Source organism: Microbacterium terrisoli, from assembly GCF_030866805.1.
Lineage (GTDB): Bacteria > Actinomycetota > Actinomycetes > Actinomycetales > Microbacteriaceae > Microbacterium > Microbacterium terrisoli.
On the sequence record NZ_CP133019.1, the window covers coordinates 972,885 to 998,392 of the forward strand.

Below are 25,508 nucleotides of genomic sequence, written 5' to 3' on the forward strand. Positions count from 1 at the left end.
GTGCGTGCCGCCGCAGGCGGCGCACCGGCGGCGAGGGCCACGGGGCCGGGGGCGTATGCCCGCCCGGCCCCGCAGCGGTCTAGTGCTCATCCTGGTGCTGCTCGCGCACCAGGTCCACCACCTCGTCGTATTTCGCGGAATTCATGAAGTTGTCGACCGACACGTGGATCGCCTCGGGGGCCTTCGCCCGAGCACGGTCGGTCAGCTGGTTCTGCGTGATGATCAGGTCGGCCGAGCCGTCGAGGTTGGCGATGGCCTTGTTGACCACGGTCACCCCTTCGACCCCTGCCTTCTTGATCTTGTTGCGCAGCACGCTGGCGCCCATCGCCGACGAACCCATGCCCGCGTCGCACGCGAACACGATGCTGTCCACGCGCCGGCCGGTCAGCACGGCGCCGGCGGCGACACCCGCGGCGGTGACCTCGTCACCGATCGAGGTGCCCTCGGCTGCGGCGTCGGCCTGCGCACGGTCACGCAGACCGGACAGCGCCTGCGACGACTTGCCCTTGTTGGCCTCGGTCTGGGCGATGGCTGCCGACAGGTCGCCGGCACCCTCCATCGCCAGGTCGCGCCGACGGGTGCGCAGCAGGAACACCGACGCCACCAGGAACGTGACGGTGGCGGCCAGCACGACCGAGAGGATCACGCCGACGTAGCCCCAGCCGGGCCCGAAGTTGCTCTCGCCCGCGGTCTGGATCAGCACCGCGATGATCGATCCCGGCGCCGCAGGGGCGCGAAGACCGCTGCCGAACACGGCGTTGGTGGCCACACCGGTCATGCCGCCGGCGATGGCCGCGATCACCAGGATCGGCTTCATCAGCACGTACGGGAAGTAGATCTCGTGGATGCCGCCGAAGAACTGGATGATGATCGCGCCGGGCGCAGACGCCTTGGCCATGCCGACCCCGAAGAACGTGAACGCGAGCAGGATGCCCAGGCCCGGCCCGGGGTTCGCCTCGACCAGGAACAGCAGCGAGCGTCCGGTCTCGAGCGCCTGCTGCGTGCCCAGTGGCGTGAACACTCCATGGTTGATGGCGTTGTTCAAGAACAGCACCTTGCCGGGCTCGACGATGATCGACAGCAGCGGCAGCAGGCCGTTGGTGGTCAGCCAGCTCACGATCGCCCCCAGGCCGTCGCTGAGCCAGGTCATGACCGGACCGAACACGAAGAATCCGATCACGGCCAGGATCATGCCGAGGATTCCGGCGCTGAAGTTGTTGACCAGCATCTCGAAGCCGGGCTTGATCTTGCCGTCCCAGATCCGGTCCATCCACTTGGTCAGCAGTGCCGCGAGCGGGCCCATCACCATGGCTCCCATGAACATGGGGATCGTGGTGCCGACGATCACACCGGTCGTGGCGATGGCGGCGACCACGCCGCCGCGCTCGCCGTAGACCATGCGGCCGCCCGTGTTGGCGATCAGCAGCGGCAGCAGGTAGGTGATCATGGGGCTGACCAGACCGACGTACTGCGGGAATGTGGCCCCGCCCTCGGCGGCCTGGGCCAGCTGGGTCATCGCGTGCGCCCACCCGGTCTGGTCGGCGTTGCCGAACCCGCCGAGGATGGGGGCGATCGGGTGCCACCAGCCCAGCCAGCCGGTGGCGATGAACAGGGCGGTGATGAATCCCCAGGCGATGAAGGCCGCGATGTTCGGCATGATCATGCCGGACAGGAACGTGCCGAATCGCTGGACGGCGACTTGCGCCTTCTTGCCGCCGCTGGTCGCGACGGGGGGTGACGCCGTTGTCATGGCAGTGTCTCTTTCTCTCGGGTGTGCCGGCTCACGCCGGGGTGGGGGAGGAGGATGCCGCAGCCGTCGCAGCCGCCCGTGCGGCGGTGGCGTCGTCTGCGGCGAGGGCAGCCTCGGCCACGCGGGTTGCGTCGTCGAGGCTGTGGGTCAGAAGCAGTGCGCGCACGTCGGCGAGGGCTGCCGGCGCCATCGACAGGGTGGTCGCGCCCAGCCCCACCAGCACCAGGGCCAGCAGGGGGTCGGCGGCGGCCTCACCGCAGATGCCGACCGGTTTGCCGTGTGCGCGTCCGGCGGCACCGACCTCGGCGACCAACCGCAGCACTGCCGGGTGCCAGGGGTCCTGGTAGCCGGCGACGGCGCCCAGCACCCGGTCGGCGGCCATCGTGTACTGCGTGAGGTCGTTGGTGCCGATCGAGGCGAAGTCGGTGTGCGCGAGCAGCCGGTCGGCCAGCAGCGCTGCGGCGGGGATCTCGATCATGACACCGGCGGTGCGGATGCCGTGCTCCCGAGCGAGTGCGGTGATGTACCGGGTCTCTTCGACGGTGGCGACCATCGGCGCCATGACCCAGAGGTCGGCGCCTTCGCCGCGCTCGCGGGTGGCGGCGTCGGCCTCGGCCAGCGCGGTCAGCTGGTCGCGCAGGATGTTCTCGTGCGAGCGCAGGGCACGCAGCCCGCGCACGCCCAGCGCCGGGTTCTCCTCTTCGCTGTCGTTGAGGAACGGCAGCGGCTTGTCGGCGCCGGCATCCAGCAGTCTCACGACGACCTTCGTGCCGGCGAACCCTGCCAGCAGCCGCTCGTACTCTGCGCGCTGGGCGGCCACGGTCGGTGCCTCGTCGGAGCTGAGGAAGAGGAACTCGGTACGGAACAGTCCCACGCCCTCCGCCCCCAGCGCGCGGGCGGCCTCTGCGTCGCCGGGCTTGCCGAGGTTGGCCAGCAGCGGCACCGGGGTGCCGTCGGACAGCGCGCCGGCGGTGGGCGGGGCGGATGCCGCGGCCGCGTGGGCCCGTGCCCGCTCGGCGGCATCGGCCAGGTCGTCGGCGGACGGGTCGACGGTGACCGCGCCGGCCGCGGCATCCACGATCACCGTCTGACCGTCGGCCAGATCGACCGCACCGGCGGCGCCGACGACGGCGACGATGCCCTTCTCGCGGGCGAGGATCGCGGTGTGCGAGGTGGGGCCGCCGTCGCTGGTGACCAGTGCCAGCACCTGGTCCAGGTCCAGCAGGGCGGTGTCGGCGGGTGCGAGGTCCCGGGCGACGAGGACGAAGGGATGCCCCGGCTCGGGCACGCCGGGCGCGGCGACGCCCTGCAGCCGGGCGATGATGCGCCCGGCGACATCATCCAGATCCGCGGCACGCTCGCCGAGATAGCCCCCCATCTCGGCGAGCGTGTCGCGGAAGCTCGCGAACGCCTCGTACACGGCGCGCTCGGCAGTCTTTCCGGCGGCCAGGCGCGACTCGACCTCGTCGGCCAGCGACGGGTCTTCGGCCATCATCGCCTGCGCTTCGAGCACCTCCTGCGCGGCGCCTCCGGCGCGTGCGCCGCGGGACTCGAGCTCGCGGGCGACGGCGGCCAGGGCGTCGCCCGCGCGTGCACGCTCGGAATCCACGTCAGCGGCGCTGGGCGTGTCGGCGGGCGCCGGCAGCGGGTCGGCCATGCGGGCCACCGGCCCCTGGGCCACGCCCTGGCCGATGCCGACCCCTGTCACGGAGCGGGGGGTCACGGGGCCCGGGGTCACGGGGTTCACGCTCACGATGTCGTCCTCGTCTGCCGTCGGTGGGTCACTCGGCGTCGTGGTCGGTGGTCAGCAGCTCGGCGAGCGTGTCGAGGACGCCGGCGGCACCCTCGCCGTCGGCGGTCAGAGTCACCTCGTCGCCCTGGTCGACGCCGAGGGCGATGACTCCGAGGATGCTGGCGGCGTTGACCGGGGTGCCGTCGCCCTTGGCGACCGTCACCGGGATGCCGGCGTCTCTGGCCGCCTGCGCGAACAGCTTGGCCGGGCGCGCGTGCAGCCCGTGAGAGGAGCCGATCCGAACGGTTCTGCTCAGAGTCATGGGTGTTCCCTTCGTCGGCCCGCCTCGGCGGGATCGGTGTGGTGCGGTGTGACGTCTGCGCGCGCGTCAGGTCCGGGCGCGCGGTCGCTGAGGCCGGCATCGGCGAACGCGGAGGTCACCATCTGCAGCGCGCGCGACCCGTCGAGGTCGCCGAAGATGTCGGACGGCAGCGGCATGACGCGCACGCCGCGGGCCGCGGCATCCCGAGCCAGCTCGTCGATGCGGTCGGCCAGGTGCGGGCCGACCAGCAGCAGATCGGCCTCGTTCAGGCAGCCGGGCATCGCCGACAGCGGCGCGGCCGTCGCGGTGTGGGCCAGCGCGTGTGCGGCGAATGCACGACGCAGCCGCTGCGCGACGAACGTGCTGGACGCACCCGCCCCGCACAGCACCACGATCCTCATCGATCCGCCTCCTGATGGCCATTGTGGCGGGGGGTGCGCGCGGCCGACAACCAGATCTGTTTCCGCAGGGGCGGAAACCCACCGCGGCCCCGCCGCACATGGTTGACTGGTTCGGACGGCGTACCGGTGCGCGGCCAAGGAGGAGCGGCGGGTGACCAGAGCGCGACAGGACCGACTGCTGGCGCTGCTCACGCAGGACGGCGACTGGGTGACGGCCGCACGCCTGGCCGACGCGCTGGGAGTCACGCCCCGCAGCGTGCGCTCGTACGTCACGGCGCTGAACTCCCGCGTGGCCCGCAGCGGGCAGGAGCAGCCCGGCGCCGCGGTCGAATCCGGTCCGCAGGGCTACCGGGCCGGACCCGACGCTGCCCAGGCGCTGCAGACGACGGCGGGGGATGCCGCGACCCCGCGCGACCGACTGCATGAGCTGGTGCGAGACCTGCTCGAGGCCGACGACGGCATCGACGTGCACGAGACGGCCGACCGGCTGCACGTGTCGGGGGCGACTGTGGAGGCCGACCTCGCGCGGGTGCGGGCAGTGCTCGGCGACCCGGCGCTCGTGCTGGCACGCACCGGGTCGCGCGTGCGGCTGCACGGCCCCGAGAGTGCGCAGCGGCGGCTGCTGAGCAGGCTCGTGCACGAGGAGATGGATGCCGGTCCCTTCGACATCGCCGCGCTTCGGCGTGCGCTGGGCGACGACGCGCCCGGTGCCCGGCCGTTCGGGGCATTCGAGACCGCGCTGCGCGCCGAGCTGGGCGAGCACGGCTACTACATCAACGAGCTCGGCATCGCCGACGTGCTCGCACACATCGCGATCGCCGTCGACCGCGTCAGGCAGGGCCGCGCGCTCGACGGGGCCTTCTCGTCGGCGGGCAGCGCCGCCGACGAGATCGGCGACCTGCTGGCCACGCTCGTCGAGCGGCACTTCGGCGTGCACCTGGGCGCCGGTGACCGCCAGCACCTGGCGATGCTGCTGCTGACCCGCGTCGTCACGCCGGGTCCGTCGACCAAGCCCACCGCCGCACCCGAGGTCGAGGCGGTCGTGCGCGACCTCGTGACCGCCGTGGCCGAGCAGTTCCTCGTCGACCTCGTGCACGAGGATTTCATCCGGCGTCTCGCACTGCACGTGCAGAATCTGCAGCTGCGCGCGCACGAGCAGGCATGGTCGCGCAATCCGCTCGCACGGTCGCTGAAGTCCACCTATCCGATGATCTTCGACATCGCCGTGTCGATCGCCAGCGGGCTGCAGGACCGCCTGGACATCACGGTGCCCGATGACGAGATCGCCTACATCGCCATCCACGTGGGCGGGCGTCTCGAGCGCAGCAGGCGGGCCGCCCAGCTGCTGAGTGCGACGATCGTGTGCCCGGGCTACTACGAGATGCACGAGCTGCTGCGCTCGAGCGTGGACCGCTCGCTGGGCCAATCGATCGAGGTGGTCGATCTGCAGACGCGCTTGGATCCGGCGTGGGATGAGATCCAGACCGACCTGATCCTGACCACGGTCGACGCGCCGCCCCTCGGGGAGCGCGTCGTGCGCATCCAGCCTTTCCTCACCGACGCCGACGTGGATCGGGTGCAGGCCGCGGCATCCCGCATCCGGCGCAGCCGGCGACTGGCGGGACTGCGCGGCGAGCTGGAGCGCTACGTCGATGCGGCCGCGTTCGTCTCACCGCTGCCGCGCGACGGCGAAGAGCAGATCATCCGCACGCTCGGCGGGCTGCTGGTGGCACAGGGCGTCATCGACGACGACTACGTCCAGCGCACGATCGAGCGCGAGCGGCTGTCGTCGACGGCGTTCACCGATGCGCTCGCGGTGCCGCACGCCATCGGGATGACCGCCACCCGCACGATGATCGCCGTCGGGATCGCCGACCCGGCCGTGGCCTGGGGCGACGCGCGCGTGCACGTCGTGGCGCTGGTCGCGTTCTCGGAGACCGACCGCGAAGCATTCCAGACGGTGTTCGAGCAGCTGGTCGAGGTGTTCAGCGAACACGAGTCCGTGCAGCGGATCGTGCGTCGAGGCGGCGAGTTCTCGTCGTTCCTCGATGAGCTGGTGGCCGTCATCGATGGATGAGCACGGGTGCGGTCGAGCCCTTCTGCGGTCGAGCTCAGTGGTGGTCGAGCTCAGTGGCGGTCGAGGTCAGTGGCGGTCGAGGCGGGCCTGCAGACCGTTGCGTGCCGCCGGCCATTCGTGCGGCAGCATCGAGTACACCACCGTGTCGCGCAGCGACCCGTCGGGCAGGATGCGCGCGTTGCGCAGCACTCCGTCCTGCTTGGCGCCGAGGCGCTCGATCGCCGCGCGCGACTGGCGGTTGTGCCAGTGCGTGCGGAACTCCACCGCGATCGCGTCGCACTGCTCGAACGCATGCTGCAGCAGCAGGTACTTCGCGGCGGGATTGACCTCGGTGTGCTGGGCCTCGAGCGCGAGCCACGTCGCGCCGATCTCGACGTGCCGGTTGGGCTGGTCGATGTGGCAGTACGTCGTCATGCCGACGATCCGCCCCGTCTTGCGGCGCCGGATCGCGAAGGGATTCAACTGCCCGGCGGCGTGCTCGGCCAGGCGCGAGGCGATCTCGCCCGGCACGTCCGACGGCGCCGGCACCGAGGTGTACCACGCTGATTCGAGTCCCACCGCGGCCTCGGCGAGATCGCCGGCGTGCGCATCCGAGAGCGGCTCGAGCCGCACGAACGAGTTCTCCAGGGTGACAGCCTGCGCGAAGTCCACGACCTGAGCATAATGCGCCGTGCGCGCCGCGTTTCGTGCGCTGTTCGTCTGTTTCATCGTGCGTCGGCCGAGTCCTGCCCGCGGCTCGCCGTTGACAACTCATCCGATGCGCAGGGGCGGGCGGTCGAATGCGGCAGATCCGGCCCGGGTCGGCGCGGATCGGCTGAGTTGTGAGCAGCCGGCCGGCCGGCCCGGGGGTCGCGGTCGGGGCAGGGCCGGCTTCAGCCCAGGGTGTCCAGCAGCGCCGAGACCGCGGCGTGCAGCGCGGCGAGGCGGGATGCCGCCTCCGCGGCGGTCTCTGCCCGCACGTCGAGGTACGCCTTGAGCTTGGGTTCGGTGCCCGAGGGGCGCACGACAACCCGCGAGCCGTCGGCCAGCCGCATCCGCATCACGTCTCCCGGCGGCAGATCGCTCGTGCCGTTGGCGAGATCGTCGATGCCCGAGACGGCCACATCGCCCAACTGCGCCGGGGGAGCGGCACGCAGCCCCGCCATGATCGCGGCGATGATCGACACGTCGTCCACGCGGATCGAGATCTGATCGCTGGCGAACGCGCCGAATGTGGCGTCGAACTCGGCGAGCACGTCGGTGAGGGTCTGCCCGCGGCCGCGGGCGTCGCCGGCGATCTCGAGGATCGCGATGGCCGCTGAGATGCCATCCTTGTCGCGCACGGTGTCGGGGTTGACGAGGTACCCGAGGGCCTCTTCGAACCCGAACACGATGCCGGGGGCGCGCGAGATCCACTTGAAGCCGGTCAGCGTCTCGCGAAAGCCGAGTCCGTAGTGCGCGGCGACCGCCCCGAGTCCGGGCGACGAGACGAGCGAACAGGCCAGCGTCGCGTCCGAGGCAGCCCCGGCACCGCGTTCTGCCACCGCGCGCGCCGCGCGCCAGCCCAGCAGCAGCCCGGTCTCGTTGCCGGTCAGCCGTCGCCAACCTCCGACGGCCGATGCATCAGGGATGCCGACCGCGAGACGGTCGGCATCCGGGTCGTTCGCGATCACCAGATCGGCCTCGGACTCCCGCGCCGTCAGGAACGCGAGATCCATGGCGCCCGGCTCTTCGGGGTTCGGGAACGTGACCGTCGGGAACGACCCGTCGGGCTCGATCTGGGCGGCCACGGTGACCGGGGCCGGGTAGCCGGCCGCGGTCAGCACGCGTGCCGCGGTCTCCCATCCGACGCCGTGCATGGCGGTGTACACCCAGCGCAGCCCCGCTGCGCCCGCCGGTGCCGGACCCACGGCGGCCGTGGCATCCACGTACGCCTCCACCACGGATTCGGCGGCGGTCTCGTACCCGGTCGACCGCGGCAGGTCGGTGACCCGCTGCGTGTCGGCCACGCGCTGGATCTGCACTGCGATCTCCGCGTCGGCCGGCGGCACGATCTGCGAGCCGTGGTCGGGGCCGCCGAGGTACACCTTGTAGCCGTTGTCGTCGGGCGGGTTGTGGGATGCGGTGACCATGATGCCGGCGTCGGCGCCGAGGTGGCGCACGGCGAAGGCGAGCACCGGGGTGGGCAGCAGGCGGGGCAGCAGGATCGCGCGCAGTCCCGCCCCGGTCAGGATCTCGGCCGAATCGGTCGCGAACACGTGCGAGTTGCGGCGCCCGTCGTATCCGATGACCACGGTGGGTGCGGCATCGGGGCCGGATCTGCCGAGCAGATACGCGCCGAGCCCGGCGGCGGCCTGGGCCACCAGCACCCGGTTCATGCGCATGCTGCCGGCGCCCAGGCGCCCGCGCAGGCCCGCGGTGCCGAACGCGAGACGCCCTGCGAAGCGGTCGTCGAGGTCGGCTGCGGCATCCGCATCGCCGGATTCGGCCCGCTCCAGCAGATCTTCGAGCTCGGCACGGGTGACGGGGTCGGGGTCCTGCGCGAGCCACGCGCGGGCGGCGTCTGCGGCGCCGGTCGCGGGGCTCACAGCGCCTCCACGACGCGGGCGAGCAGGTCGGAGATCACCGGTTCTGCGGCCCGGCCCGCCTCGAGCACCTCTTCGTGGCTGAGCGGTGTGTCTTGGATGCCGGCGGCCAGGTTCGTGATCAGCGACAGGCCGAGGATCTCCATGCCTGCTTGGCGGGCGGCGATCGCCTCGAGCGCCGTGGACATGCCGACGATGTCGCCGCCGATGATCCCGGCCATGCGCACCTCGGCGGGCGTCTCGTAGTGGGGGCCGCGGAACTGGCAGTACACGCCCTCGTGCAGCGTCGGGTCGATCGTGCGGGCGACCTCCCGCAGGCGCCGCGAATACAGGTCGGTCAAATCGACGAAGGTCGCACCTTCCAGCGGCGAGTCGGCGGTGAGGTTGATGTGGTCGCTGATCAGCACCGGGCGGCCGGGCGTGTAGCTCGGGTTGACGCCGCCGGCGCCATTGGTGAGCACCATCACCGAGGCCCCGGTGGCGGCGGCGGTGCGCACCGAGTGAACGACCCTGCGCACTCCGTGGCCCTCGTAGTAGTGGGTGCGCGCGCCGATCACGAGAATCCGCTTGCCCGAAGGGCTCAGGATGCTGCGCAGGGTGCCCACGTGACCTTCGAGCGCCGGTTTGCTGAACCCGCTGACCTCGGTGGCCGGGACGGTGGCGACGGTCTCGCCGACGAGGTCGGCGGCTTTGCCCCATCCGCTTCCGAGGGTCAGGGCGATGTCGTGCCGTTCGACGCCGGTCAGGCGTGCGATGTCGGCGGCGGCGGCGCGGGCGATCTCGAACGGATCGGCGTTCGGGTCGTCCAGCGGGTTGTCGGCTGTGCTCATGCCACCACGGTACTGCCGGCGCCCGCTTTCGCCCACAGCGCGGAGGTTTTCGCCCGCCGAGCGCCGGTTTTCGCGCACAGACGATGCCTGAGAGAATGGAACCCATGTCGTTGAGCTTCGAGCGCACCCAGTCCGTCGCCGTCCTCGGTGGAGGCCCCGGCGGGTACGAGGCGGCACTGGCCGCCGCCCAGCTCGGCGCCCAGGTCACCCTCGTGGAGCGCGCCGGTGTCGGCGGGTCGGCGGTGATCACCGACGTCGTCCCCTCCAAGAGCCTGATCGCCACCGCCGATGCGGCTGTCGCCATCGCCGAGGCATCCGATCTCGGCGTGCAGCTGTTCGCCAAGGGCGAGGCGGGCAGGCCGCTCAAGCCCGAGATCGCGATCAACCTCGCCGCCGTCAACCACCGGCTGCTCTCGCTGGCCCGCCAGCAGTCCGACGACATGCGCGCCTCGCTCATGGAGGCAGGCGTCCGCATCATCTCCGGGCACGGCAGGCTCGAGGGCCAGGGCGCCATCGTCGTGTCCACCGCCGCCGACGGCACGGACTTCGACCGCGTCGAGGCCGACACACTGGTCGTGTCGGTGGGAGCGGCTCCCCGCGAACTGCCCAGTGCCCGGCCCGACGGCGACCGCATCCTCACCTGGACCCAGCTGTACGACATGAAGGCGCTGCCCGAGCACCTGATCGTGGTGGGCTCGGGGGTCACCGGTGCCGAGTTCGCCGGCGCCTACATGAACCTCGGCGCCGAGGTGTCGCTGGTCTCCAGCCGCGAGCAGGTGTTGCCGGGTGAAGACAAGGATGCCGCCGCCGTGCTCGAGAAGGTCTTCAAGCGCGGCGGCATGCACGTGCTGTCGCGCTCGCGTGCCGAGACGGTGGTCAACACCGGTGACGGCGTGGAGGTCACCCTCACCGACGGCCGGGTGATCACCGGCAGCCACTGCCTGATGGCGGTCGGATCCGTCCCCAACACCAAGGGCATCGGCCTCGAGCAGGCGGGGGTGCAGATGACCGAGTCCGGCCACATCCAGGTCAACCGCGTCGCCCGCACGTCGGTGCCCAACATCTACGCGGCCGGTGACTGCACGACGTTCGTGCCACTGGCATCGGTCGCCGCCATGCAGGGCCGCACCGCCGTCTTCCACGCGATGGGCGATGTCGTGATCCCGCTCGAGCGCCGCCGCATCACCTCGAACATCTTCACGGCACCCGAGATCGCGACGGTCGGCTGGCAGGAGGCCGACATCGACGTGGGACTGGTGGCCGGCATCGCGCACAAGCTGCCGCTGACGGCCAACCCGCGCGCGAAGATGATGGGCATCAAAGACGGGTTCGTGAAGATCATCGCCAGCGTCGGCAGCGGCACCGTGATCGGCGGTGTCATCGTCGGGCCGCGTGCGTCGGAGCTGATCTACCCCGTGGCCATCGCCGTCGAGCGGCGGCTGTCGGTCGATCAGCTCTCGCGTGTGTTCGCGGTGTACCCGTCGCTGTCGGGCATGATCACCGACGTCGCCCGGGCGATGCACATCGTCGACCCGGCCGTCATGCAGTCCTGAGCGGGGCTGCTGCGCCTCACTGCCCGCACTGTCTTGCATTCACTGCGTTCGGAGGATCGCACCGACGTCGGATGATTCCGTGGGTACTGTCCGACGTTGGCGCGATGTTCCGAAGTCTGTGAGCAGCCGGGCGTCGGTTCATCCGTTCGCGGACGTGTCAGGCGCATCGAGGGGGCTGCCCGGATCGACCCGGAGCACGAACGCGCCCTGCTGTCCGTGGCTGTCGGCGCTGATGCCGAGCCCATCGTGGGTCGTGTCGATCTCGATCGTCGCAGTGGCGGGGCAGGCCGCGTCGGTCCACACCGCGCCGATGTCGCGCCCGGCGACCCCGCCGTCGGATCGGATCGGCCAGGCGGTGACGGTGACCACGGCCGGCCCCACGCACGTGAGCTCGACGGTGTGGTGGCCCGCGGGGGTGCTCTCATCGGTGCCGCTCGCGACCTGAACCGCGTCTCGCGGACCGAAAGTGCCATAGATGCTCATGGCGGACTGCTGGGCCGGGTCGGCCATGGCGTCGTCGAAGTACCCTTCCCACGGGTCGGTGGATGCGGTGCCCTCGACGGCGACCACGGCAGCCGTCGCCGTGGCCGCGAACGCGCGGAGCACGACCGAGGAGGTGACGAAGCCGGCGTCGGCCCGCAGCGCGATGACGTGATCCTTCAGGTCGCAGGCGACCCTGTCACCGGTGGTGACGTTCGTGGCAGCGCCCCGCTGTTCGCCAAGTGCGCGTGCCTCGACCCAGATGGTCTGGCCGCCGTCGCAGCGCACGCGCACGTCGGTGACGGCCGACTGCTCCGCGAGGGTGACGGTCGTCTCGCCTGCGAGGGTGGAGGCGTCGGCGCGCACCACGGCGCGGCCGAGCTCGTTGGTCGCGACGGGCTCCCGATCGGCCTGGAGGGTGGCCCAGCCGACGGCGGCTGCCGTCTCATATCCCGGTGACGGCGCGCACGCGGCGATCGCCATCCCCGCCACCAGCAGCACTGCCCCCGCGAACCCCAGTCGCGCACCACGCATCCGCATGGGATGACAGTACAGGCCGGCCGCGGCATCCACTCTTCGAACACGGGATGCCGCGGCTCGCGCGATCGGAAGAGCCTTACGAGATCGTCAGCAGCTGGTGTCCGGCGGCCACCGTGGTGCCGGCTGTCGCGCTGACCGCACCGATCACTCCGTCTTTGTGCGCCTGGATCGGCTGCTCCATCTTCATCGCCTCGAGCACGACCACAAGGTCGCCCTTGACAACGTGCTGGCCCTCCTCGACGGCGACCTTGACGACAGTGGCCTGCATCGGCGACTTCACGGCGTCACCCGATGCGCCCGCTGACGCGGCCGTGGAGTGCGCACGACGCGACGGGGGAGCCACCGCCGGCCGCCCGGCGGCGAGAGGAGCCGCCGCGATGCGGTCGGGCAGGCTGACCTCGAGCCGCTTGCCGCCGACCTCGACGACGACGGTGTGGCGCGTCTCGGCGGGCTCGGGGTCGCCGATCTCGCCGTCCCACGGAGGGATGTCGTTGTCGAACTCGGTCTCGATCCACCGCGTGTACACGCCGAACACACCGTCTTCTGCGGTGAAGGCGGGGTCGCGCACCACCTTGCGGTGGAACGGCAGCACGGTCGGCAGGCCGCCGACCTCGAACTCGTCCAGCGCCCGACGGGCGCGGTCCAGCGCCTGGCTGCGGGTGCGACCGGTGATGATGATCTTCGCCAGCAGCGAGTCGAATGCGCCGTTGACCTCGTCGCCGGCGGTGACACCGGAGTCCAGGCGTGTGCCGGGGCCGCCGAAGGTCTTGAAGACCCTGATCGGTCCGGGCTGGGGCAGGAATCCGCGTCCGGGGTCTTCGCCGTTGATGCGGAACTCGAACGAGTGCCCCTCGGGGGCCGGGTCGCCGTAGTCGAGGGTGCCGCCCTCGGCGATGCGGAACTGCTCGCGCACCAGGTCGATGCCGGTGACCTCTTCAGAGACGGTGTGCTCGACCTGCAGTCGGGTGTTCACTTCGAGGAACGACACGGTGCCGTCGGCGCCGATGAGGAACTCGCAGGTTCCCGCACCGACGTAGCCGACCTCGCGCAGGATCGCCTTCGACGACGAATACAGCACATCGCGCTGCTCGTCGGTGAGGAACGGCGCCGGTGCCTCTTCGACGAGCTTCTGGTTGCGCCGCTGCAGCGAGCAGTCGCGCGTGGAGATGACCACCACGGTGCCGGTCGCATCGGCCAGGCACTGGGTTTCGACGTGGCGCGGCTTGTCGAGGTACTTCTCGACGAAGCACTCGCCGCGGCCGAACGCGGTGACCGCCTCGCGGGTGGCCGACTCGAACAGCTCGGTGATGGTGTCCATGTCGCGGGCGACCTTCAGGCCGCGCCCGCCCCCGCCGTATGCGGCCTTGATGGCGACCGGCAGGCCGAATTCCCGGGCGAAGGCGACGACCTCGTCGGCGCCCGACACGGTGCCGTGGGTGCCCGGGGCCAGGGGGGCTCCCACCTTCTCGGCGACGTGACGTGCCGTCACCTTGTCGCCGAGAGCCTCGATGGCTTCGGGCGACGGGCCGATCCAGATCAGACCCGCACCGATCACGGCGCGGGCGAATTCGGCGTTCTCGGCGAGAAACCCGTAGCCGGGGTGCACGGCGTCGGCGCCCGAGCGGCGCGCGACCGAGAGGATCTTGTCGATCGACAGATACGTCTCGGCGCTTGTGGCGCCGTCGAGGGCGTAGGCCTCGTCGGCCAGCGTGACGTGCAGCGCATCCCGGTCCTGGTCCGCGTACACGGCGACAGAGGCTTTGCCGCTGTCTCGGGCGGCGCGGATGACACGTACGGCGATCTCGCCGCGGTTTGCGATGAGCACCTTGGCGATATGAGGCATGGACTTCAGCCTACCCAGCGGTCTTGCCGTGCTTTTGACGGGGCCGCACAAGAAACCCGTGCATTGATGTGCAGGAATCTACGAGGACGTCCACGCATCCGTCCATCGCAGCCCGAGCCTGCGCACCAGTCGTCGCAGGGTGGACAGCGACATCCCGACCACCGTCGACGGGTCGCCGTCGACGCGTTCGATGAACGGTCCGCCCAGGCTGTCGACCGTGAACGCACCGGCGACCAGCAGGGGCTCGCCGGTGTGGACGTAGGCGTCGATCTCGTCATCGTCGAGGTCGGCGACGAAGGTGACGGATGCCGCAGCCGCGGCGTGCGCCTCGTGCGCCGAGCGGTCCGGGCACAGGCGGAACACGCTCATCCCCGAGTGCAGCACGCCGGTGCGCCCCTTCATACGGTGCCAGCGCTCGGTGGCCACCTCGGGTGTATACGGCTTGCCGAGGATCTCGCCGTCCAGCACGAACATCGAGTCGCCGCCGATCACGATCCCGTCGAAGTCGGGCTGCTCCGCACTCAGGCGGGCCGCGACATCCGCCGCCTTGCGTCGGGCCAGCAGCAGCACGTAGTCATCCGGTGCGAGCGGTCCCTGGGCGGCCTCGACCGCGGCGATCACGGACTCCTCGTCGACCTCGGGCGCCATCGTCTCGGGTTCGATGCCAGCCTGACGCAGCAGCATGAGGCGAGCGGGGGAGGTGGAGGCCAGGCACACGCGCATCTGTCCACCGTACGGTGTCCCGCCCTCACGAGTTGCCCCGTCCTGCCCGCGAGTTGCCCCCTCCTGCCCGCAAGTTGCCCCCTCCTGCCCGCGAGTTGTCCCGCTGCGCTCACGAGTTGCCCCTCGCGTCCCTCGACGGGAGCGATCTGTCCGCGCCGGCGGCATCCATCGTCGTCTATGCCCGCTTGCGCTGTCGTGTTCTGCGTTCGCGTCCTTGTTCTGCGCACGCTGCTCGGTTCTGTGGCTTGCCCCAACCGCGCGCTATCTGATTCTGCGTTCGCGCCTGCTTCTTGCGATAGCAGATGCCGATTCGACTAGCGCGGGGTGGCGGCGTTCCCGGCGGTGCGGTCTCGTTCTGCTTCCGCAGTCTCGTTCTGCTTTCGCGCTCTGCTTCTGCGCACGCTGCTCGGATCTGTGGCTCGCGTCAACCTCGCGCTGGCTCGTTCTGCCCTCGCGCCCGACAATTGCGATAGCGGATGCCGATTCGATGCGCAGGGTGCGGGGTTCCCGCTCGCGCGGTCTTGTTCTGCTCGCGCGAGCTGCGGCGTTCCCTTGGCGCTGCCTCGTTCTGCGTCGGAGCACTCGTTCTGCATTGACGCAGCTGTCCGGCGGCGCTGCCCGCGCCCCGCAGACGGGTGTGGACACGGGGCGCCTCACGCGAGGGCGACTCACCCAACGGTGTGGAATGCTCGGATGATGCAGCCAGTCGACCAGATCGATCTCGACATCACTTCCGTCGCGCACGGCGGGGTGTTCGTCGGGCGGCACGAGGGCCGGGTCGTGTTCGTCTCGGACGCGATCCCCGGAGAGCGCGTACGCGTGCGGCTCACCCAGACCGGCGAGAAGTCGTTCTGGCGGGGCGAGACGGTCGAGGTGCTGGATGCCTCGCCCCACCGCCGCTCGCACGTCTGGCGCGCCGCCGACGTCGACGTGGCTCCCGAGCGGCGCCCCGGCGGTGCCGATTTCGGGCACATCGAGCTCGCCCATCAGCGCGAGCTCAAGCTCGACGTGCTGCGCGACGCCCTGGCGCGCATCGGGGGACTGGACACCCCGGCGCGCATGATCGCGGTCGATGACACCGACGGCACCGGATGGCGCACTCGTCTCAGCCTGCACGTCGATGACGCCGGCCGCATCGGCCCGTTCGCTACGCGCAGCCACGAGGTGATCGAGGTCGACGACCTGCCGCTGGCCACGGCGGCCATCAACAGGGTGGCCGCGAACGTGCATGCCACCGCTGCCGGCCGCATCGACCTCGTCCAGTCCTCCGACGGCCGGGTGCACATCGTGCCGCGCCCGTCCGAGCGCGCGCCCCGCCCGCGGGGGCGCCGTCGCACCGAAGACGAGCGTCGCGCCGCGCAGGCGATCGCCTCGCGCGCCAAGCACGCCGCCGACGCTGCGCGCGACGTCGTGATCGAGCGGGTCGGCGATCGCGCGTTCCGCGTGGACGCGGGCGGTTTCTGGCAGGTGCACCGCAAGGCTGCCGCGGCCCTGAGCGGCCTGGTCACCGCATCCCTGCCGGACCTCGACCCCGAGGCGACGCACCTCGACCTCTACGGCGGTGTGGGCCTGTTCGCCGCGGCGCTGGGCGCACGCGGTGGGGATGCGACCCGTGTCGTCAGCGTCGAGTCCGATCCGCGCGCCACCGAGCATGCCGGCGAGAATCTCGCCGAGTGGCTGGGGGCCCGCGCCGAGACCGCACGGGTGGACCGCTGGCTGCCGCAGCTGCACGAGACCTCGTCGCCGCGCGAGCTGGAGCGCCTGAGCCGAGGGGTGGTCGTCCTGGACCCGCCGCGCTCGGGCGCCGGGGCCGCCGTGGTCGATGGGATCGTGGCGCTGAACCCGACCCGGATCGTCTATGTGGCGTGCGACCCGGTCGCCCTGGCCCGCGACCTGAAGACGTTCCGTGCCGCCGGGTATGAGGCATCCGAGATCACGGCCGTGGATCTGTTCCCGCACTCGCATCACGTCGAAGCCGTCGCCGCGCTGACCCGCACGTCACGCTAGCCTGAAGACATGACCCGCGTTGCCCTGATCGATGATCACGAATCGGTGCGCCTGGGGCTGGAGGCGGCCTGCGCGCGCGCCGGCTCGATGGACGTCGTGTTCTCGGGCAGCTCGGTGACGGCCTATCTCGAGTGGCGTCGGGCGAGCGTCGCGGCTCCCGCCGACGTCGTCGTGCTCGACCTGACGCTGGGCGACGGCACCACGGTGACCGAGAATGTGCGGCACGTGGCCGCCGACGGCTCGAGCGTCATCATCCACAGCGTGGCCGACCGGCCCGCGGCGGTGCGCGAGGCGCTGGCGGCGGGGGCGGCCGGCGTGATCAGCAAGGCCTCACCGATCGACGAGGTGATCGCCGCAGTGGCGGCGGTCGCCGACGGCGAGCCGCTGAACAACGTCGAGTGGGCCAGCGCGGTGGACGGGGACCGCGCGTTCGCCGACGCGCAGCTGTCCACCCGCGAGCGCGAAGTGCTGCGCCTGTACGCTGCGGGGCTGCCGTTGAAGGTCGTCGCCGACCGGCTGGGGATCGCGTATTCGACTGCGAAGGAGAACATCACTCGAGTGCGGGTGAAGTACGTCGATGTCGGGCGCCCCGCGCCGACGAAGGTCGACCTGCTGCGTCGCGCCGTCGAGGACGGCATCCTCACCCCGATCGAGGACCCCGGTGACACCTGACCGCGATCAGGCACTGTTGGCGGCCGCGCGGGGACAGATGCCGCAGACGCGCGAGGGCATCGCGCAGGTGGGATCGTTCACCCGCACGAGGGTCGAGCGCATCATCGGCCTGGTCATCGCCGTCGGCTGTCTCGCTCTGGGCGCCCAGGCGCTCGTGGCCGCGTTCGATGAGTCCGCCGAAAGGCCCGGATGGCACCCGGCGCTCGAGCTGATCGCGTTCATCCCCTTCCTGCTGATGCTCGTCGGCTGTTTCGTCGGCCGCGGCCAGCGCGTGCTGTCGGGACTGTTCGTGCTGGCCTACGTCGTGACGCTGGTGCTGTGGCCGATCGCGGCGGCCGGGCTGCCGTCATCCCCGTCGGCGAAGCCGTGGGTCTTCTACCTCATCAACGTCGGCGCCGCTGCCGCGGTGATCTGCTTCCCGCTGGCGGGTCAGATCGCCGCGACCATAGGGATCCCGCTGCTGTGGGGCATCGTGCGGTTCGCGCAGTGCGGCTGGAACCCCGCATTCACGGTGTCGGTGCTGCTGGACGTGTCGTTCGCACTCATCTTCGGTGGGATCGTGCTCACGCTGGGCTGGATCTTCCGTTCGGCCGCCGCCAGGGTCGACCGCGCGCGGGCCAGTGCCGTCACGTCGTATGCGGCCGCGGCGGCGGTGGCGGCCACCGAACAGGAGCGCGTGGATGTCGGAGCCCTCATGCATGACAGCGTGCTGGCGGCTCTGATCGCGGTCGGACGCGCCGACAGCCCTCGTGAGCGGGCGCTGGCGGTCACGATGGCCCGTGAGGCGCTGACCCGGCTGGCCAACGCCGAGCGTGACGCGGGTATGGGATCCGAGGCACCGGTGGGCTGTGCACGCATCGCAGAGGGGATCGAGGCCGGTGCCGCCGACCTCGGGCATCCGCTGCGGGTCGAGCATGTGCACGATACCGACCTGCGGGTGCCCGGCGTCGTGGCACGCGCTCTGACGCTGGCCGCCGCCCAGGCGATCGCCAACGCGATCGAGCACGCGGATGCCGTCGGCCTGCACGTGGACGTCGTCGGCAGGGTCGACCCCGGCCGGGTCACCGTGCGCGTGCGCGACCGTGGCCCCGGGTTCGACCCCGCGGCCGTCGCCACCGACCGTCTGGGCATCAGCGCCTCGATCGTGGCGCGGATGGCCGCGGTGGGCGGGCGGGCCAACATCGCGTCGGACAGCGGCGGCACCGAGGTGACACTGGAGTGGGTGGAGGGTGTGGACGAATGAGCGTTCGGGCACTGCTGACCGGTCTCGGTGCGGCGTTCGCGCTGTATCTGGCCGCGCGCGCGCTCGTGTGGGTCGAGGGTGTGCCCGCCCGCCCGGGCCTGGCGATCGCGATGATCCTGCTGTATCTCATCGCCACCGCACTGTGCATGTTCGCCGACGCCCGCCCAGAGCCGCGTCGTGAGAGCCCTGACGACGAGATCATGCTGCTGAACACCGGATCGGGCGGCCCGTCTCGCCTGCCGGTGTGGGCGTGCGTGCTGGCGCTGTTGACAGCGGCGCTGGTGCCGAGCCTGACGGTGCTCGCGCTCGTGCCCGGTGACCGCACGACAGCGTCGGGCACCTGGTACATCGGCGCGATCGGCCTGCTGATGACGATCGTCATGGTCCGTCGCCGTCCGTGGGCGGCGTGGGGCGGCATCGTTCTGCTCTCGGGTGCCTCGATGGGATGGCTGGGCGTGGCGCCGGCGCTGACCCTGGGGCTGATCGGCTCGATCATGTGGGTGCTGGCGGCCCAGCTGCTGGCACTGTCGGTAGACCGCGCATCCCGCGACACGGCTCGGCTCGCGCAGCTGCAGCGTGCGGCGTCGGCGTGGCGCGCGGCACAGCTCGGGCGTCAGCGCGAGCGGCGCATCCAGGTGCAGCGTGCGCTGGCGGTGGCCGGCCCTATTCTTTCGCGCACGATCGAGCGGTCCGGTGCGCTCGACGAGCGCGAGCGGGCCGAGGCGCGCATCGCGGAAGGTCAGCTGCGCGATGAGCTGCGCGGAGCGCGCCTGCTCGATGACGGCGTGCGCGCCGAGCTGGATGCGGCACGCCGCCGCGGTACAACGGTCTCAGTGCTCGACGAGGGCGGGCTGGACGGCCTGAGCGAGGAGGATCTGGCCGTGATCCGCGCGGAGCTCACGGCAGCCGTGCACGACGCGAAATCGGACCGCCTGTTCATCCGCGCGTCGTCCGACCGGCGCATCGCGGTGACCATTGTCGGCCGTTCGTCGGCCGGAGCGGGTTTGCCGGACGAGGACAGCGTCGACCTCTGGCGCGAGATCACCCGCCCCCGGTGACCCCCGCCCGCGTCGAAATCATATGATCTCGGCGGGGGCACACGTGTTTGACGCGAAAGCCATGTGCTCTGGACGAGATCATATGATTTCGACGCCAGGGCGCCGGGGGAGCGGCGCGCGGGCAAAAAGAAAGGGCGAGGGGCGGCGAAGCCGCCCGCCCCTCGCCTGTGGACGGTTACCCGAAAACCGTCCACAATAGCCGAACCGTGGCTCATCTACCCTGGACGAGACGGTCGGCCGAACGCGGAAGCGTTCCAGCAGATCCAGTATCCGACGCGGCAACCCCCGGCGTCTGTAGGTATTTCGGGGGACAAACCCCGCGCGGTGATGAATCAGCCGAGAATCGCGGCATCCCGCCCCGCGCCCGGCAGATCAGCCGCCGTAGCGGCCCCACCCGAGATCGCGACGCAGCGGCACCCGCAGATTGCGCGCCGACAGGTGCCATGCGGACCGCGTCGGAAGATCGGATGCCGTCGCCGTCGCCTCTTGCGATGCGTACTCTTCTGAGACCACCGCGATGAGTGCGGCCAGTTCCTCGTCGGTCGGATCTCCGCGCACGACTTCGATGCGCAGCGGCTCGTCGTCCGCTGCGGCTGCATCCCCCCAGCTCATAGCGGGATGTTACCGTGCTTCTTCGCGGGCAGGCTCGCACGCTTGCCCCGCAGTGCACGCAGCGACTTGGCGATGAACACCCGGGTCTGCGCCGGTTCGATGATGCTGTCCAGCTCACCGCGCTCGGCGGCCAGGAACGGCGAGGCCACGTTGTAGGTGTATTCGTTGGCCAGCCGCTGACGCACGGCCGCGACATCCTCACCCGCCGCCTCGGCGCGCTTGAGCTCGCCGCGGTACAGGATGTTCACCGCTCCCTGACCGCCCATGACGGCGATCTCGGCCGTCGGCCAGGCGACGTTCACGTCGGCGCCCAGCTGCTTGGAGCCCATGACGATGTATGCCCCGCCGTAGGCCTTGCGCAGGATGACGGTCACCAGCGGCACCGTCGCCTCGGCGTACGCATACAGCAGCTTCGCGCCGCGGCGGATGACGCCGGTCCACTCCTGGTCGGTGCCCGGCAGATACCCGGGCACGTCCACGAGGGTCACGATCGGCACGCTGAACGCGTCGCAGAACCGCACGAAGCGGCTGGCCTTCTCGCCCGCCTCGATATTCAAGGTGCCGGCCATCTGGTTCGGCTGGTTGGCGATGATGCCCACCGTGCGGCCTTCGATGCGCCCGAATCCGATGACGATGTTCGGGGCGAACAGTGGCTGGATCTCGATGAAGTCTCCGCCGTCGACGACGTGCCCGATGACCTGGTGGATGTCGTAGGGCTGGTTCGGCGAGTCGGGGATGATCGCGTTCAGCAGGCGGTCGGCGTCGGTGGTCTCCCACTCGAAGCCGCTCTCGTAGACCGGCAGTTCCGACATGTTGTTGTCGGGCAGGAAGCTCAGCAGGGTGCGCACGTAGTCCAGCGCGTCGTCCTCGTCTTCGGCGAGGTAGTGGGCGACGCCCGAGCGGGTGTTGTGCGTGTAGGCGCCGCCGAGCTCTTCCATGCCGACGTCTTCGCCGGTGACCGTCTTGATGACGTCGGGGCCGGTGACGAACATCTGGCTGGTCTTGTCGACCATGATGACGAAGTCGGTGAGGGCGGGGGAGTAGACGGCACCGCCGGCGGCCGGGCCCATGATGATGGAGATCTGCGGGATCACGCCCGAGGCGGCGGTGTTCAGGCGGAAGATCTCGCCGTACTTGCCGAGGGCCACGACGCCTTCCTGGATGCGGGCGCCGCCGGAATCCAGAATGCCGATGATCGGCATCCCTCCGCGCAGCGCGAGCTCCATCACCTTGATGATCTTCTCGCCGGCCACTTCGCCCAGCGAGCCGCCGAACGTGGAGAAGTCCTGTGCGTACACGGCGACGGTGCGTCCGTGGATCGTGCCGACCCCCGTGACCACCGAATCGCCGTATGGGCGGGACTTGTCCATGCCGAACGCGGTCGTGCGGTGGCGCACGTACTCGTCGATCTCGCTGAACGAGCCCTGGTCGAGCAGCAGCTCGATGCGCTCGCGCGCCGTGAGCTTGTTCTTGGCGTGCTGCTTGGTCTGCGCGGCGGTCTCGGCGTCGACAACCGCTTCTTGAAAGCGGGTGCGCAGGTCGGCGATCTTGCCGGCGGTCGTGGAAAGGTCCGGTTCCGTCACGGATACAACCCTAACGACGTGCGCGGTCGATCCGTGAGAGGGACTGCACAACGGGTTGCGGCATCCCCTGTCGATGTGCGCCATCTCGGGTGGGTCGGGGCGAGGGCTGTGGGTCCAGGGCGACGGCTTTGGGCCGGGCGAGGGCCTTCAGCCGGGCGAGGGCTTTCAGCCGGGGCGAGGGCTGCGCCGAGCCTGCCAGTCCTCCGCTCAGCGGACGGTCCTCTTCTCACCACGCCGGCCTGCCGTCGTCAGTGCGCAAGGTGCAGGCCCTGCGCGATCGCGGCGAGCACCTGCTGCTCGACCGCGTCCCAGTCGTACATGATCTGCTGATAGTCGAACCGGAGCACGGTGTATCCGAGCAGACGCAGAGTCCGATCGTGCGCAATGTCTTCGCGGCGCACCGCAGCGCTGCTGTGGAAGGCGTATCCATCGATCTGGACGACCAGGCGGTCGCCGATGAGTCCGTCGACGCGGTGGCCATGGATCTTGGCTTGCTGCACGACGGCCACCCCGATCCGCCGCATCCGGACTGCGAATCTCGTCTCTATGCCGGAGTCTGACTTCGCTGACACCGTCGTGCACAGCCGTCGCGCCGACGGTCCCCATCCTGTGACCTTCACCAGGTGGTCCACCGTCACGAGCTTCTTGTTGACCGCCGATTCCCACACGGCGAGAGCATCTTCGAACGGCACGCAGGTCGCGGTGACGGCAAGGATGTTGTCGATCTGGTCGACGAGCTTGCGCGGCGGTGCCGGCACCGGCCCCACCGCCCGGTGCACGCGCACGTCGGGGTCACCGGTGAAGCAGCTGCTCGAGTGCGGCGCGAGGGCCACGTGCATGCCCTTCGCTTCGGGTGGCCTCCAGAGTTTCAGCGTCTCGGCCGCCGAAACGCAGGTGAGCCGTCCGCCGGCGGCAGCTGAACGGTGGATCTCCTTCTGGGCGTTCGGTCTGACGATCCACTGCCGTCGGTACACCGTCATCCCGAGTTCGCGGACACTGCGCCGGATCGCATCGGGAGTCCACCCCGCGTCGATCAAATCACTGCGATGTACATAGCCGAACGCGTCCAGCGACGCCAGCAGATCGGACGCGGTGTGTGCGCTCATGGTTCCAGAGTGGATGCCGCGCCCCGGCCGCCGCGGTTCGCGTCGGCGATCTGTGGATGGTTCGTGCCTTTCGCTCGCCGGCTGCAGTTGGGGAGGAGGCGGCACGCACTGAGACTCGTGGGTGTTGGTGCACCGTGGCGCGCGACACGGGGAGGCTCAGGCCTGGGCGGCAGGGCTCTGGCCTGGGCGGCAGGGCCGCAGCTGGGCGGAATGGCCGCGCCTGGGCGGCAGGCCGCAGCTGGGCGGCAGGCCCGCGGCTGGGCGGAATGGCCGCGCCTGGGCGGCAGGAGGGCTTCGGGCTGGGGCGAGTACTCTCGCGGGGCGGATTGCCCGCGCCTGGGCGGAATGTCCTCACCCCGCAGCCGCTGCCGCGGGCATCGCGCCGGATGCCGCCGGATGCCGCCGCGGCAGGGCGTATCGTGACCGGCATGACCCCCGACGAGGTGGCCGAATACCTGACGGCGCTGCCCGGATGCAAGCGCAAGGGCACGCGCGATGTGCCCGCCTGGTACGTCGACGACCGGATCGTCGCGCGGCTGGTCGCGGGCGACGAACTGATGATCCGCTGCGCGTGGGACGCACGCGATGAGCTCGCGCAGCGCCATCCCGACACGTTCGGGGTGCCGCCGCGATACGCGGGGCATCAGAAGGTGCAGGCGATGCTCACCGGCGACGACGACGCGATCCGGTCGGTGCTGAGGCAGGCGTGGGAGCTGCAGCGCGCCGGCGGGAGCGGCTGTCACACCTGATCCGACAGACACCCCGACAGACACCCCGACAGACACCCCGGCCGGCAGCGCGGCCATAGGGTGTTCGCATGCACAGTGTCGCCTACCCGCGCGCGGCCGCGGTCAGTCCGCGGGTCGAGGTCGTGGCCAGCACCGGGTCGACGAACGAGGATGCCGCGGCTGCGGCATCCTCGGATCCGTCGGGCTGGCCGCACCTGAGCGTGCTGCTGACAACCGATCAGACCGCCGGGCGCGGGCGACTCGATCGCCACTGGACCGCTCCTGCCGGCTCGGCGCTGGCGGTGTCGGTCGTCGTGCGCATCCCCGGCATCCCGCTGGCCGACCGCGGATGGGTGCCGCTGATCGCCGGCGCGGCGATGACCCGTGCGATCGGAGCCCAGCTGCGCGACAGCGGCCACTCGGCGACGCTGAAGTGGCCCAACGACGTGCTCGTGGACGGGGGCAAGATCTGCGGCATCCTCGCCATGGCGGTGGCGCGAGAGGCCGACGCGGTCGTCATCGGCTCGGGGATCAACACGCGCATGACCCTCGCGGAACTGCCTGTTCCCACCGCGATCTCGTTCGCCGCGATAGGTCGCACCGTGGATGAGGACCGATTGCTGGCCGACTATCTCGTGGCGCTGGATGAGCAGCTGACGGCGCTGGCCACCGCCCACGGCGACGCGGTCCAGGCGGGCGTGCACGCTGAGATCGAGGCGCTGTGCAGCACGCTGGGCGCGCAGGTGCGGGTCGCCCTGCCCGACGGTTCGATGCTCGAAGGGCGGGCGCAGCGGCTCGACCGCGACGGCCGCCTGGTGGTCGTGGCCGGCACGCGTGAGACGGCGGTCTCGGCAGGAGACGTCGTGCACGTGCGCCCCGCGCCCTGAACGCCCCAGGCCCTGAACGCCCGCACTGACCAGGCCCCGAACGCCCGCACTGACCCGGCCGTGAACGCCCGCCCTGAACGCCCCGCGCACTGAACGCCCCGGCACTGCACGCCCCGGCACTGAACGCTCCGCCGCAGCCGCGGCATCCCGCCCGTCTTCCCGCCGAATGTCGTGGGCACCGGCCACAATGGAGATATGACCCAGCCCACCGGGATCGGCGGGCGGCCGCTGACCCCGGCCGTCGGCGTCGCGACGCCCGAACTGCGCATCGCGCGGCTGCGCGGCCACGCGCTCCGACTGGTGTGGTCTGCGCTGGTGCTGATCGGCGTGGCCGGGGTGGCAGGTTACTTCTTCGACAATCTGCCGGCCGGCATGGAGAACTGGATGCTGCTGGCGGCGGCCGCCGTCGTGGTGCTGCTGCTGGTCGTACTGCCGTACGCGGTGTGGTGGAGCCGTTCGTACACGCTCACCACGCAGCGCATCATCGAACGTCGGGGGCTGGTCAGGGTGCAGCGCCGCGAGCTGACGCACGTGCGCGGCTACGCCGTGCATCTGCGTCGCGGTCTGATCCAGCGCATCTGGGGCGCGGGCACGCTGACGCTGTCGGACGGCGTGGATGACCCGATGAAGCTCGTGAACATCCCGAACGTCGACCTGGTGCACGAGACCCTGGTCGACCAGGTCGAGGTGAACCAGATCCTCGCGCATCGCGATGCGGCCGCCTCGATGTCGAACCCGCCATCGCCGTCGCGGTGACATCCGCCGCCTGCGGTACGCGAGAATGAGACGGGCGGAAG

22 protein-coding genes are annotated in these 25,508 nt (G+C 70.8%); 9 read left to right on the forward strand and 13 right to left on the reverse strand.

Annotated features, from left to right (window positions below; genetic code table 11):
• Positions 1-79: 79 nt before the first annotated feature.
• The 4 genes from QU603_RS04090 to QU603_RS04105 form a co-directional block, all read right to left on the reverse strand.
• Positions 80-1,750, reverse strand: a complete 1,671-nt coding sequence (locus tag QU603_RS04090; RefSeq protein WP_308493220.1) for a PTS mannitol transporter subunit IIBC — start codon at positions 1,748-1,750, stop codon at positions 80-82.
• Positions 1,751-1,781: 31 nt separating this feature from the next.
• Positions 1,782-3,407 (reverse strand): phosphoenolpyruvate--protein phosphotransferase, encoded by a 1,626-nt coding sequence (gene ptsP, locus QU603_RS04095; RefSeq protein ID WP_370655345.1) that lies wholly within the window; start codon positions 3,405-3,407, stop codon positions 1,782-1,784.
• Between the two features lie 124 nt (positions 3,408-3,531).
• The gene (locus QU603_RS04100; RefSeq protein ID WP_308493222.1) at positions 3,532-3,804 is read right to left on the reverse strand and encodes an HPr family phosphocarrier protein; all 273 of its coding nucleotides are present in this window, start codon (positions 3,802-3,804) and stop codon (positions 3,532-3,534) included.
• Positions 3,801-4,205 (reverse strand): PTS sugar transporter subunit IIB, encoded by a 405-nt coding sequence (locus tag QU603_RS04105; RefSeq protein WP_308493223.1) that lies wholly within the window; start codon positions 4,203-4,205, stop codon positions 3,801-3,803. Before QU603_RS04105 ends, QU603_RS04100 begins: the two co-directional genes overlap by 4 nt.
• A gap of 151 nt (positions 4,206-4,356) precedes the next feature.
• Here QU603_RS04105 and QU603_RS04110 point away from each other — a divergent pair, with 151 nt between their 5' ends.
• A complete protein-coding gene (locus QU603_RS04110) occupies positions 4,357-6,282 on the forward strand; it encodes a BglG family transcription antiterminator (protein WP_308493224.1) in 1,926 nt (641 codons plus the stop codon).
• 66 nt (positions 6,283-6,348) lie between these two features.
• Here the strand turns inward: QU603_RS04110 and QU603_RS04115 are convergent, their stop codons facing one another.
• The 3 genes from QU603_RS04115 to QU603_RS04125 all read right to left on the reverse strand — a co-directional run bounded on the left by QU603_RS04115 (position 6,349) and on the right by QU603_RS04125 (position 9,676).
• Entirely contained in the window at positions 6,349-6,933 is a 585-nt protein-coding gene (locus tag QU603_RS04115) for a GNAT family N-acetyltransferase (protein ID WP_308493225.1), read from the reverse strand.
• A 221-nt stretch (positions 6,934-7,154) separates the two neighbouring features.
• Positions 7,155-8,849, reverse strand: a complete 1,695-nt coding sequence (locus QU603_RS04120) for a phospho-sugar mutase (RefSeq protein WP_308493226.1) — start codon at positions 8,847-8,849, stop codon at positions 7,155-7,157.
• Positions 8,846-9,676 (reverse strand): purine-nucleoside phosphorylase, encoded by an 831-nt coding sequence (locus QU603_RS04125; protein ID WP_308493227.1) that lies wholly within the window; start codon positions 9,674-9,676, stop codon positions 8,846-8,848. The genes QU603_RS04120 and QU603_RS04125 overlap by 4 nt, the downstream gene beginning before the upstream one ends.
• Before the next feature lie 104 nt (positions 9,677-9,780).
• Between QU603_RS04125 and QU603_RS04130 the strand changes: the two genes are divergently transcribed.
• A complete protein-coding gene (locus QU603_RS04130; protein WP_370655325.1) occupies positions 9,781-11,229 on the forward strand; it encodes an NAD(P)H-quinone dehydrogenase in 1,449 nt (482 codons plus the stop codon).
• Positions 11,230-11,367: 138 nt separating this feature from the next.
• Here QU603_RS04130 and QU603_RS04135 read toward each other — a convergent pair whose 3' ends face one another.
• The 3 genes from QU603_RS04135 to QU603_RS04145 all read right to left on the reverse strand — a co-directional run bounded on the left by QU603_RS04135 (position 11,368) and on the right by QU603_RS04145 (position 14,815).
• Positions 11,368-12,249: a hypothetical protein gene (locus tag QU603_RS04135; RefSeq protein WP_308493228.1), complete on the reverse strand. Its 882-nt coding sequence runs from the start codon at positions 12,247-12,249 to the stop codon at positions 11,368-11,370.
• 76 nt (positions 12,250-12,325) lie between these two features.
• Complete coding sequence (locus QU603_RS04140) at positions 12,326-14,092, reverse strand: acetyl/propionyl/methylcrotonyl-CoA carboxylase subunit alpha (RefSeq protein WP_308493229.1); 1,767 nt, start codon at positions 14,090-14,092, stop codon at positions 12,326-12,328.
• Between the two features lie 78 nt (positions 14,093-14,170).
• A complete protein-coding gene (locus QU603_RS04145) occupies positions 14,171-14,815 on the reverse strand; it encodes a Maf family protein (RefSeq protein ID WP_308493230.1) in 645 nt (214 codons plus the stop codon).
• A 696-nt stretch (positions 14,816-15,511) separates the two neighbouring features.
• Here QU603_RS04145 and QU603_RS04150 point away from each other — a divergent pair.
• From QU603_RS04150 to QU603_RS04165, 4 genes are read left to right on the forward strand one after another with little or no spacing between them, the layout of a single operon-like run.
• Entirely contained in the window at positions 15,512-16,822 is a 1,311-nt protein-coding gene (locus QU603_RS04150; RefSeq protein WP_308493937.1) for a class I SAM-dependent RNA methyltransferase, read from the forward strand.
• A gap of 9 nt (positions 16,823-16,831) precedes the next feature.
• Entirely contained in the window at positions 16,832-17,494 is a 663-nt protein-coding gene (locus QU603_RS04155) for a DNA-binding response regulator (RefSeq protein ID WP_308493231.1), read from the forward strand.
• Positions 17,484-18,737 (forward strand): ATP-binding protein, encoded by a 1,254-nt coding sequence (locus QU603_RS04160; protein ID WP_308493232.1) that lies wholly within the window; start codon positions 17,484-17,486, stop codon positions 18,735-18,737. Before QU603_RS04155 ends, QU603_RS04160 begins: the two co-directional genes overlap by 11 nt.
• Positions 18,734-19,795 carry a hypothetical protein gene (locus QU603_RS04165; RefSeq protein WP_308493233.1) on the forward strand — a complete coding sequence of 354 codons (1,062 nt, stop codon included), beginning with the start codon at positions 18,734-18,736 and terminating at the stop codon, positions 19,793-19,795. Before QU603_RS04160 ends, QU603_RS04165 begins: the two co-directional genes overlap by 4 nt.
• A gap of 372 nt (positions 19,796-20,167) precedes the next feature.
• Here QU603_RS04165 and QU603_RS04170 read toward each other — a convergent pair whose 3' ends face one another.
• The 3 genes from QU603_RS04170 to QU603_RS04180 all read right to left on the reverse strand — a co-directional run bounded on the left by QU603_RS04170 (position 20,168) and on the right by QU603_RS04180 (position 23,096).
• Positions 20,168-20,407, reverse strand: coding sequence for an acyl-CoA carboxylase subunit epsilon (locus tag QU603_RS04170; RefSeq protein ID WP_308493234.1), 240 nt, complete (start codon positions 20,405-20,407; stop codon positions 20,168-20,170).
• Positions 20,404-21,990, reverse strand: coding sequence for an acyl-CoA carboxylase subunit beta (locus QU603_RS04175; protein WP_308493235.1), 1,587 nt, complete (start codon positions 21,988-21,990; stop codon positions 20,404-20,406). The genes QU603_RS04170 and QU603_RS04175 overlap by 4 nt, the downstream gene beginning before the upstream one ends.
• A 248-nt stretch (positions 21,991-22,238) precedes the next feature.
• On the reverse strand, positions 22,239-23,096 hold the full coding sequence (locus QU603_RS04180; protein ID WP_308493237.1) for an endonuclease domain-containing protein: 858 nt from the start codon (positions 23,094-23,096) through the stop codon (positions 22,239-22,241).
• 428 nt (positions 23,097-23,524) lie between these two features.
• On the opposite strand from QU603_RS04180, the gene QU603_RS04185 reads away from it, so the two are divergent.
• From QU603_RS04185 to QU603_RS04195, 3 genes are all read left to right on the forward strand, one after another.
• On the forward strand, positions 23,525-23,845 hold the full coding sequence (locus QU603_RS04185) for a hypothetical protein (protein ID WP_308493238.1): 321 nt from the start codon (positions 23,525-23,527) through the stop codon (positions 23,843-23,845).
• A 68-nt stretch (positions 23,846-23,913) separates the two neighbouring features.
• A complete protein-coding gene (locus QU603_RS04190) occupies positions 23,914-24,711 on the forward strand; it encodes a biotin--[acetyl-CoA-carboxylase] ligase (RefSeq protein ID WP_308493239.1) in 798 nt (265 codons plus the stop codon).
• Positions 24,712-24,906: 195 nt separating this feature from the next.
• Entirely contained in the window at positions 24,907-25,467 is a 561-nt protein-coding gene (locus QU603_RS04195; protein ID WP_308493240.1) for a PH domain-containing protein, read from the forward strand.
• Positions 25,468-25,508: the final 41 nt, after the last annotated feature.

Coding starts and splice junctions, on each gene's coding strand:
- QU603_RS04145 (WP_308493230.1), bottom strand. CDS start 14,815: ATGCGCGTGTGCCTGGCCTCCACCTCCCCCGCTCGCCTCATGCTGCTG.
- QU603_RS04155 (WP_308493231.1), top strand. CDS start 16,832: ATGACCCGCGTTGCCCTGATCGATGATCACGAATCGGTGCGCCTGGGG.
- QU603_RS04150 (WP_308493937.1), top strand. CDS start 15,512: ATGCAGCCAGTCGACCAGATCGATCTCGACATCACTTCCGTCGCGCAC.
- QU603_RS04125 (WP_308493227.1), bottom strand. CDS start 9,676: ATGAGCACAGCCGACAACCCGCTGGACGACCCGAACGCCGATCCGTTC.
- QU603_RS04180 (WP_308493237.1), bottom strand. CDS start 23,096: ATGAGCGCACACACCGCGTCCGATCTGCTGGCGTCGCTGGACGCGTTC.
- QU603_RS04195 (WP_308493240.1), top strand. CDS start 24,907: ATGACCCAGCCCACCGGGATCGGCGGGCGGCCGCTGACCCCGGCCGTC.
- QU603_RS04190 (WP_308493239.1), top strand. CDS start 23,914: ATGCACAGTGTCGCCTACCCGCGCGCGGCCGCGGTCAGTCCGCGGGTC.
- QU603_RS04170 (WP_308493234.1), bottom strand. CDS start 20,407: ATGAGCTGGGGGGATGCAGCCGCAGCGGACGACGAGCCGCTGCGCATC.
- QU603_RS04105 (WP_308493223.1), bottom strand. CDS start 4,205: ATGAGGATCGTGGTGCTGTGCGGGGCGGGTGCGTCCAGCACGTTCGTC.
- QU603_RS04135 (WP_308493228.1), bottom strand. CDS start 12,249: ATGCGGATGCGTGGTGCGCGACTGGGGTTCGCGGGGGCAGTGCTGCTG.
- QU603_RS04185 (WP_308493238.1), top strand. CDS start 23,525: ATGACCCCCGACGAGGTGGCCGAATACCTGACGGCGCTGCCCGGATGC.
- QU603_RS04090 (WP_308493220.1), bottom strand. CDS start 1,750: ATGACAACGGCGTCACCCCCCGTCGCGACCAGCGGCGGCAAGAAGGCG.
- QU603_RS04165 (WP_308493233.1), top strand. CDS start 18,734: ATGAGCGTTCGGGCACTGCTGACCGGTCTCGGTGCGGCGTTCGCGCTG.
- QU603_RS04100 (WP_308493222.1), bottom strand. CDS start 3,804: ATGACTCTGAGCAGAACCGTTCGGATCGGCTCCTCTCACGGGCTGCAC.
- ptsP (WP_370655345.1), bottom strand. CDS start 3,407: ATGGCCGACCCGCTGCCGGCGCCCGCCGACACGCCCAGCGCCGCTGAC.
- QU603_RS04140 (WP_308493229.1), bottom strand. CDS start 14,092: ATGCCTCATATCGCCAAGGTGCTCATCGCAAACCGCGGCGAGATCGCC.
- QU603_RS04130 (WP_370655325.1), top strand. CDS start 9,781: ATGTCGTTGAGCTTCGAGCGCACCCAGTCCGTCGCCGTCCTCGGTGGA.